The 536-nt window shown below is 47.4% G+C and carries 2 protein-coding genes; both read left to right on the forward strand.

Features of this window, described 5'->3' with window-relative positions; all coding sequences use genetic code 11:
- Window positions 1–288 (forward strand): sugar ABC transporter permease (locus NE664_13105; protein MCQ4727571.1); only part of this gene is annotated, 288 nt, incomplete at its 5' end.
- Window positions 289–291: 3 nt separating this feature from the next.
- Window positions 292–536, forward strand: a 245-nt coding sequence (locus tag NE664_13110) for a carbohydrate ABC transporter permease (protein ID MCQ4727572.1), incomplete at its 3' end; no start/stop codon positions are given.

Genomic DNA, 536 nt, shown 5'->3' on the forward strand with positions numbered 1-536 from the left:
TGGAAGATAACGATTCCGATGCTGACACCGACCATTTTCTTCAATCTGATTCTTCAGATCATCAACGGTTTCCGCGTGTTTACAGAGAGTTATGTAATTACGGATGGCGGACCGCTGGACAGCACCTTATCGTACGTCCTGTACCTGTACCGTCGTGCATTTACGTATTTTGACATGGGATACAGCTGTGCGCTGGCGTGGGTGCTGGTGGCAATTGTCTCCGTATTTACCATAATACTGTTTAAGACTCAGAAAAACTGGGTTTACTATGAAGCCGGGAGGGAATAAATCATGGGAATGAAGAGAAAAAGACAGTTGAGTTCAGTGATTTTCCACGCCGGGGCGTGCATTCTGGGATTCTTTATGATCTATCCGCTCCTGTGGCTGCTGGCCAGCTCCTTTAAAAGTAATGAAACAATGTTTACCAATACGTATTCCCTGCTCCCCGAGGTATGGGATGCGGCAAAGAACTATGCCAGCGGATTTGCAGGAATCGGCGGCGTGGCTTTCAGCACGTTCTTCATGAACTCCATGGT

The sequence above is a fragment of the Anaerotignum faecicola genome, assembly GCA_024460105.1.
Classification (GTDB): Bacteria; Bacillota; Clostridia; order Lachnospirales; family Anaerotignaceae; genus JANFXS01.